The organism is Rhizobium sp. CSW-27, from assembly GCF_018760785.1.
Taxonomy (GTDB): Bacteria; Pseudomonadota; Alphaproteobacteria; order Rhizobiales; family Rhizobiaceae; genus Neorhizobium.
Map to the genome: position 1 here is coordinate 1 of NZ_JAHHZO010000036.1, position 6,038 is coordinate 6,038.

At 56.1% G+C, this 6,038-nt stretch carries 9 protein-coding genes and 1 pseudogene; 6 read left to right on the forward strand and 4 right to left on the reverse strand.

Annotated elements, in window-relative coordinates; all coding sequences use genetic code 11:
* Positions 1-126 precede the first annotated feature (126 nt).
* Positions 127-417 (forward strand): annotated as a pseudogene (locus KLP42_RS26175) (IS21 family transposase); the annotation flags it as partial.
* Positions 414-1,172 carry an IS21-like element helper ATPase IstB gene (gene istB / locus KLP42_RS26180; RefSeq protein WP_215571107.1) on the forward strand — a complete coding sequence of 253 codons (759 nt, stop codon included), beginning with the start codon at positions 414-416 and terminating at the stop codon, positions 1,170-1,172. The pseudogene KLP42_RS26175 and the gene istB, both read left to right, overlap by 4 nt.
* A gap of 327 nt (positions 1,173-1,499) precedes the next feature.
* Here the strand turns inward: istB and KLP42_RS26185 are convergent, their stop codons facing one another.
* Positions 1,500-2,507, reverse strand: a complete 1,008-nt coding sequence (locus KLP42_RS26185; RefSeq protein ID WP_215571108.1) for a site-specific integrase — start codon at positions 2,505-2,507, stop codon at positions 1,500-1,502.
* 294 nt (positions 2,508-2,801) lie between these two features.
* Positions 2,802-3,089, reverse strand: a complete 288-nt coding sequence (locus KLP42_RS26190; protein ID WP_215571109.1) for a pyocin activator PrtN family protein — start codon at positions 3,087-3,089, stop codon at positions 2,802-2,804.
* A 138-nt stretch (positions 3,090-3,227) separates the two neighbouring features.
* Here KLP42_RS26190 and KLP42_RS26195 point away from each other — a divergent pair, with 138 nt between their 5' ends.
* Complete coding sequence (locus KLP42_RS26195) at positions 3,228-3,701, forward strand: hypothetical protein (protein WP_215571110.1); 474 nt, start codon at positions 3,228-3,230, stop codon at positions 3,699-3,701.
* On the opposite strand, the gene KLP42_RS27190 is transcribed toward KLP42_RS26195, so the two are convergent.
* Positions 3,691-3,825 carry a hypothetical protein gene (locus tag KLP42_RS27190; protein WP_286675516.1) on the reverse strand — a complete coding sequence of 45 codons (135 nt, stop codon included), beginning with the start codon at positions 3,823-3,825 and terminating at the stop codon, positions 3,691-3,693. The genes KLP42_RS26195 and KLP42_RS27190 overlap by 11 nt on opposite strands.
* Before the next feature lie 122 nt (positions 3,826-3,947).
* Between KLP42_RS27190 and KLP42_RS26200 the strand changes: the two genes are divergently transcribed.
* Together KLP42_RS26200 and KLP42_RS26205 are read left to right on the forward strand one after the other, a co-directional pair.
* Positions 3,948-4,214: a hypothetical protein gene (locus KLP42_RS26200; protein WP_215571111.1), complete on the forward strand. Its 267-nt coding sequence runs from the start codon at positions 3,948-3,950 to the stop codon at positions 4,212-4,214.
* Between the two features lie 366 nt (positions 4,215-4,580).
* Positions 4,581-4,829 (forward strand): hypothetical protein, encoded by a 249-nt coding sequence (locus tag KLP42_RS26205; protein ID WP_215571112.1) that lies wholly within the window; start codon positions 4,581-4,583, stop codon positions 4,827-4,829.
* Here KLP42_RS26205 and KLP42_RS26210 read toward each other — a convergent pair.
* On the reverse strand, positions 4,826-5,503 hold the full coding sequence (locus tag KLP42_RS26210) for an XRE family transcriptional regulator (protein WP_215571113.1): 678 nt from the start codon (positions 5,501-5,503) through the stop codon (positions 4,826-4,828). The genes KLP42_RS26205 and KLP42_RS26210 overlap by 4 nt on opposite strands.
* Positions 5,504-5,586: 83 nt before the next feature.
* On the opposite strand from KLP42_RS26210, the gene KLP42_RS26215 reads away from it, so the two are divergent.
* Positions 5,587-5,787, forward strand: coding sequence for a transcriptional regulator (locus tag KLP42_RS26215; RefSeq protein WP_215571114.1), 201 nt, complete (start codon positions 5,587-5,589; stop codon positions 5,785-5,787).
* The last annotated feature ends 251 nt before the right edge of the window (positions 5,788-6,038 follow it).

The following is a 6,038-nucleotide window of genomic DNA, read 5'->3' on the forward strand; positions in this document are numbered from 1 at the left end:
ACGTCGCCGAAGCACTCGTCAAAATCCGAACCTACTTTATGCCGAAGCGGGCAAAGCAGAGGTTCTGACCGAAAGCCAGAAACCTATCCGTCAATCACAAAAGCCGTGGGCCATTCGTTGCGCTCACGTTTGATGGAAGCTCGTATGGCCAAGCATGGCCGGCGGGAGTACGTGCAGGTCCTGCGCCTGCTGGAAAGCTTCGAGCTCGCCGATCTGCATGCGGCCGTCAAGCAGGCGATGCAGCTCGGCGCGATCGGCTTCGATGCGGTCAAACACCTCATCCTGTGCCGGGTGGAACGCCGACCGCCGCGACTGGACCTGTCCATCTATCCCTACCTGCCACGGGCGACGGTCGAGACGACCTCGGCGAAGGCCTACATGCGCCTGCTGTCATCGGATGCTGGAGAAGCGGCATGAGCACAGAAGCACCCGAGATCCTTCTCGCGCACTATCTCAAAGTCCTGAAGCTGCCGACGTTCCAGCGTGAGCACCAGAAGCTGGCCCGGCTATGCGCCACCGAAAGCATTGATCATGTCGGATACCTCTTCCGGCTTGCCGAGCGGGAGATGATCGAGCGGGATCGCCGCAAGGTCGAGCGTCGCATCAAGGCGGCCAGGTTCCCGGTCGTCAAAAGCCTGGACAGCTTCGACTTCGCCGCCATTCCCAAGCTCAACAAGATGCAGGTGTTGGACCTGGCCCGTTGCGAATGGATCGAGCGTCGCGAGAACGTCATTGCGCTCGGTCCTAGCGGAACGGGCAAGACCCATGTGGCCCTCGGCCTCGGCTTGGCCGCATGCCAGAAGGGTCTGTCCGTCGGTTTCACCACAGCCGCCGCTCTGGTCAGCGAGATGATGGAGGCGCGTGACGAACGCCGTCTCATCCGCTTCCAGAAACAGATGGCCGCCTACAAGCTGCTGATCATCGATGAACTGGGCTTTGTGCCGCTGTCAAAGACCGGGGCGGAATTGCTGTTCGAGTTGATCTCGCAACGCTACGAACGGGGCGCCACTCTGATCACCAGCAATCTTCCGTTTGACGAATGGACGGAAACTCTGGGGTCAGAGCGCCTGACCGGCGCGCTGCTCGATCGAATCACCCACCACGTCAACATCCTTGAAATGAACGGCGATAGCTATCGTCTCGCCCAAAGCCGCGCCCGAAAGGCCGGCTGAAACCCTTCAAAAAAATCGCAACGCGCGCATGAGACCACCGCTCGGGCTACGCCCTCCCGGCGGTCTCATGCGCGCACCACAGTGGCCGACTTTTGCGCCGCCGCATGGCCGGTTTTTACTCCGCCGTTGACAGAATCACAAGTGATTCTTTCGATTCAAGATTTCAGCGAAAGTTTTTCCAAACGGGTCAGCTACTTATGGGTAATTGCAAGCTTCGCCGGATGGATACGTTGTAGCCGCGAACAGGGGCAAATGAGCGGCCTGGTGTCTACCATTGCCTGATGCGAAGCGTCGCCAATGTGATCTGCCAAGGATATGGCAAGTTCTCTATTTGGTCTCGATCGCCATCTTGAGCCCATCCCAGTCAGCATACTTGTCGCCGGTTTCACGGATATGCGTATATCGCTTGAGGCTGATCCATGAACGGTGCCCGCTGACTGCAGCCACATGGGGGATATTCCAGCCCATCTCAAATAGGCGTGAAATGCCTTCGTGCCGCAGGTCGTGAAAGCTGAGATCGTCGATGTCCAACAATTTGCAGGCTCGCGTGAAATTCGCGGAGATGGCGTCGGTGGAGTAGGGGAAGATCTCTGCCTCGCTCTTTGGCATGCTGCCGATGATCTGGATCGCCTGATCGGGAAGGTCGACCCAGGTGTGATTGCCGATCTTTTCTCCAGGGTGCTTCATATCGCGCACAAGGACGCGTTTGTGCTCTCTCTGGAAGTCTTTCCATCTGATCCGCGTAATTTCTTCCTGGCGACGGGTCGAAAATAGCGCGAAAGCGATGACTTTGTGCATTGGCATTGCCTGGGGGGCTTTCTTCCGCCGTTCAATGAAATGGCCGATGAGCCGATCGAGCTCATCCAAAGTCGGTCGACGGTCGCGTTGCGCTGACCGGGTTATGATACCCATTCGGCGGCCAACCTTGACAGCGTCCTTCATCTCCTGCTCGTCGAGCCGATAGCCCCACATCGGCCGCGCGATCGCGAAGATTGCAGCGAGATGGCTGGCGTAGTTTCCGACGGTCTGTCGCTTTGCCGTGAGTGACTGCAGGAATTCAACGATGTCTTTCGATTTGATCGAAGAGCAGGGCATATTGGCGATGTCGTATTCCTTGATGGCTTTCAACACCTGCGCTTTGGTGCGACCAACCCCTTTGACGCTTTCCTCGACGTAGCGATCGATGACCTTGGCCAATGTCGTTGGATCATCATTTCTAGATTTGGCGACTGCCCCTCGTCTGGAGAGCTCCCGTTCGCGTTTTGAAATCCAGACGCTAGCCGCAGGATGTCTGTCAAAGGTCTCGGTCTCGTGATAAGTCACGCCATACAGCATCAACCGCACTCGCGCCGGTAGGGGCGATGCTGCCATCCTTGCGCTTGCGCGCTCATCGTGCCCGTGACCGGCCCCTGATTTGGTGCATTGTACCAAATCCAGTGCCGAAATCGGCGGAAATGGCGCCGGACGTGCGCAAACGAGACGGTGAAGAAAGAGACGTAAGTGTCCGTACAACAACAAAATGCCAAGTATTTCAACGCTCCCGTCTTCGCCGTCGCACCCATGATCGACTGGACACTTTGCATTGAAAATATAGGATAATTTCATTCAGGTAGCAAAAATGTAGCAGCTTCACGCACGATGAAGCTGCTGATGTTCCTTGAGCGCAGCGGCACGACGGGCGTCGAGATAATCAGCAAGATCTTGTAAATAAACGCCTTTCTGGCATTTCTGCGAAATATCAGAGCGCACGACCGGAATGGCAATTTCGCCAGCTGAAACCTTGCGCAAAAACTTCTCGGGTGACAGGTGGCTGAAGTAGTCACGGCAGACCTCATCCACTGGAACAATGGCCTTGCCGCCATACTGCGCAAACAGCAGGAAGGCCGTCGAGAAGTTTGGCTGCTGGGTTGCTGTCATGGCTTGGCCTCCATCATGACGACGTCGGTGGGATCGAATTGCAAGAGCCGCGCTCTCGTTTGGAGCGGTGGGGCCCAGTTGCGCTCCGAATCGAAGCTGCTACACCTCAGTGAAATCTGGGGAAGTGGGAGCCGATCGATGATTTCTGCGTGGCGCTTTGCTATATGTTGGTTTTTTTCTCTCTTCTCCCCTGCCGCTATTGCAGCAGATTCTTCCCTTTCGGCGCACAGATACGACGCGCTGCCGACATTCAGCGCGCGGGGCTGGTCTGAAACTGATTTTTCCAACCGCGAATGCCGATCGACCGGTGAGGAAGGTCGCGTCTGCCGATACGTCCTTCTACAGACAGCCGAAGTTGCAGCGTTCGCTTCTGGCGCGGATGAGAACATCACCGCAGTTGCTCTACACTGCCCCTTAGAACAGTGCGACACTACTGAATTTGGAGCTCTGGCCGTATACCTGATGAGAGGGGCAGGCGACGATCCTGACGAAGTTCTGCAAGTGCTGCTGGCTGGTGCCCTCGCTAAGTCAGTTCTTGTTGCCGGCGAGCTCACCTTGTCGGCGACTAAAGATGAAGAAGGCTTCATTTTCATCATGCAGTTCAATCGTTGATATCCAGATTCGATTGCGGTGATGGGGAACCGAGATACTTTCCGACAGCCTCGATAAGCTCGATGGCCTCGATCTCTTCCGCAGCCCACTGGCGATATTTGCGGCGCAGTTCTGCCTTGGTCATGGCTGGCTCTCCGTGGCGGCAGAGGGAACCCGGAAAATTTCTTCCAGGCGATTTGTAACATTGTGGGCGGATTTCAGCTATATGTACTTAGTCAATGCAAATATAGAAAGGAGATTGACGTAATGCGCTTGAACGAAACTATTGCGCTTGCTCTTGGAGAGAGCGGATATGTAATCAACCTTCAAGGGCTGCTGCTTGACCACAAGCATGCAGGAACGGCTAGCAACAAGTACCGCCTTGTTTCTCCGCCAAATGGTCTGCCGATCGAGGATGAAGGTCGAGAGTTTCCGAATTGGCAAAGCCTCGCCGACACGTTGTCGGCCTTGTACTTCAAGGGGGAACGATCCGAATTCGACCGTCACCTCTCGAGGCAGCCCCTCGGGTTCTGAACCTGTATTAAGAAGATGTTCCCCGAAAGCCGCATTAGTCATCAGAGCGGACCTCCACATATGGTGGGGGTGCTGGGGTAGGGGGCAAGTCGAGTATGTGTTTTCGGTACTCATTCAGATCGCGCTCACGGAAGTAGACCTCGGCGATGACGGCAGCAGGTCCTGATTACCACCGCTACGCTAGCTTCTCCGAACCGTTCCTGGCTGGGAGTGCGATTGCCCATTCCAGGGATCGCTGCTCAAGGTAGCTAATTCCTACCTGCTATGTCAATAATAATATGTAGGTAAAGCCTACCCTATAAAATGCTGGACTTCTCCATTCAGATGAATGGTATATGAGAACGCATCAAGAACAAGGAGATTGTTATGGCTACGTACTTTGTCGTTCAGACGTTCCAGCAGGGCAACAAGGGTGTGCTTATCCCTGATCATGCGAGGCAGGCTCGCGATCTCAATCACTGCAAGATCCTGGCCGAGAGGATGGCGAAAACGAGCGCCAGCGTGGTGGCGTTTTCTCGCGTCGGTGATCCGAGCACCGGTGAATGGGACGATGCCGTTGTTGTCGCAAAGTACGGCGACGTGCCTGCTGAGCTTTTGGAGATGGCCGCTGACTAGCGGGCGTCGTAACGACCGACTACGCGATGGCAGATCGGCCATTCCTGCCGAAACTCAGTGAATTCCTTGAATGGATTCCATTGCTGCAGGTGCCATTCGCGGTCATTCCAGCCGTTAAGCTGCTTGATGATCGCTTCAACATCCCCGCCATGAGGCGGGGTATGGTAGAGGATAACGTTCTTTTCTCGAGACGGCGGAAGGTGAGGGTTCACCAGCGCCATGTCGCCTCCCCGGAATGCGGGGACCATCGAATCGCCTGCCACAAGCAGGCCGTATCCGCCACGGACGCTTTCCAACTCTGCCGGCCGCTTCACGTAATCCACAGCATCAAACGATACAATAACGTGTCCGTCTCCGCCTTGTGCGGCGGCATATACAGGCATCTTTTCAGGGCTGATAAGCTGTTGGCCTGGAATGATCCGGCTAACGGATTTGTCGGCCTGCTTGCCCGCTTTGGTGGGCTGTGGATCTTCCCCGGATCTGCTGAGTAGCCAGCTCTCCGTTACGCCTAAAAGCGTTGCAAGCTCCGGCAGTCGTTTGGCTTCGGGCTTTGTCTGGTCCGCTTCCCACTGGGTGATGTTCACGCGCGCTATGCCGAGGTGGGAGGCCACCTGCTGCTGCACGAGTCCCCGCGCCTTGCGCGCGTAACGGATTCTTTCCCCAAGTGTTTTCATACACCTGTTGTAGCCAATGCCTACCAAAATGCACCTACCAATACGCTTGACATAAAATGTAGGTTTAAACTACCTTTGCAACCATGATTGAAATCGTTCGCAAAGGGGCCGAGCAGGCCGGTGGTGTGGTGTCCCTCGCTCGTGAGCTGGGGATCAAGCACACGTCGCTTTATCGCTGGGCTCGCGTACCGGCAGCACGCGCGCTCGAATTCGAGCGGATCACCGGGATCTCGAGACATGATCTCCGACCGGATGTTTACGGGGCGAAAGAGCCCCCCGAATGACCGCTCCCCCATCATCTCCTTCGCGCGCCCACTCCTCCCGGCCTGCTGCGACCCGCGCCGGTGCGATTGACCTGGTCTTTCCCGGCGCGGGTATCTTTCATTTTCCATGCGGGCCTCCTTCGGTGTCGTAGCCGCTTCAATCTCACAATTTTCGTCACTTCCCACCACGGGAAAAGCGCTGGGTCATTCCCGGCGCGGGAAAGGTTTTGTCTCATGATTTCAAACGCATGGTTTCACCGCATCAAGGCGGC

Coding starts and splice junctions, on each gene's coding strand:
- istB (WP_215571107.1), top strand. CDS start 414: ATGAGCACAGAAGCACCCGAGATCCTTCTCGCGCACTATCTCAAAGTC.
- KLP42_RS26185 (WP_215571108.1), bottom strand. CDS start 2,507: ATGCTGTATGGCGTGACTTATCACGAGACCGAGACCTTTGACAGACAT.
- KLP42_RS26190 (WP_215571109.1), bottom strand. CDS start 3,089: ATGACAGCAACCCAGCAGCCAAACTTCTCGACGGCCTTCCTGCTGTTT.
- KLP42_RS26195 (WP_215571110.1), top strand. CDS start 3,228: ATGATTTCTGCGTGGCGCTTTGCTATATGTTGGTTTTTTTCTCTCTTC.
- KLP42_RS27190 (WP_286675516.1), bottom strand. CDS start 3,825: ATGACCAAGGCAGAACTGCGCCGCAAATATCGCCAGTGGGCTGCGGAA.
- KLP42_RS26200 (WP_215571111.1), top strand. CDS start 3,948: ATGCGCTTGAACGAAACTATTGCGCTTGCTCTTGGAGAGAGCGGATAT.
- KLP42_RS26205 (WP_215571112.1), top strand. CDS start 4,581: ATGGCTACGTACTTTGTCGTTCAGACGTTCCAGCAGGGCAACAAGGGT.
- KLP42_RS26210 (WP_215571113.1), bottom strand. CDS start 5,503: ATGAAAACACTTGGGGAAAGAATCCGTTACGCGCGCAAGGCGCGGGGA.
- KLP42_RS26215 (WP_215571114.1), top strand. CDS start 5,587: ATGATTGAAATCGTTCGCAAAGGGGCCGAGCAGGCCGGTGGTGTGGTG.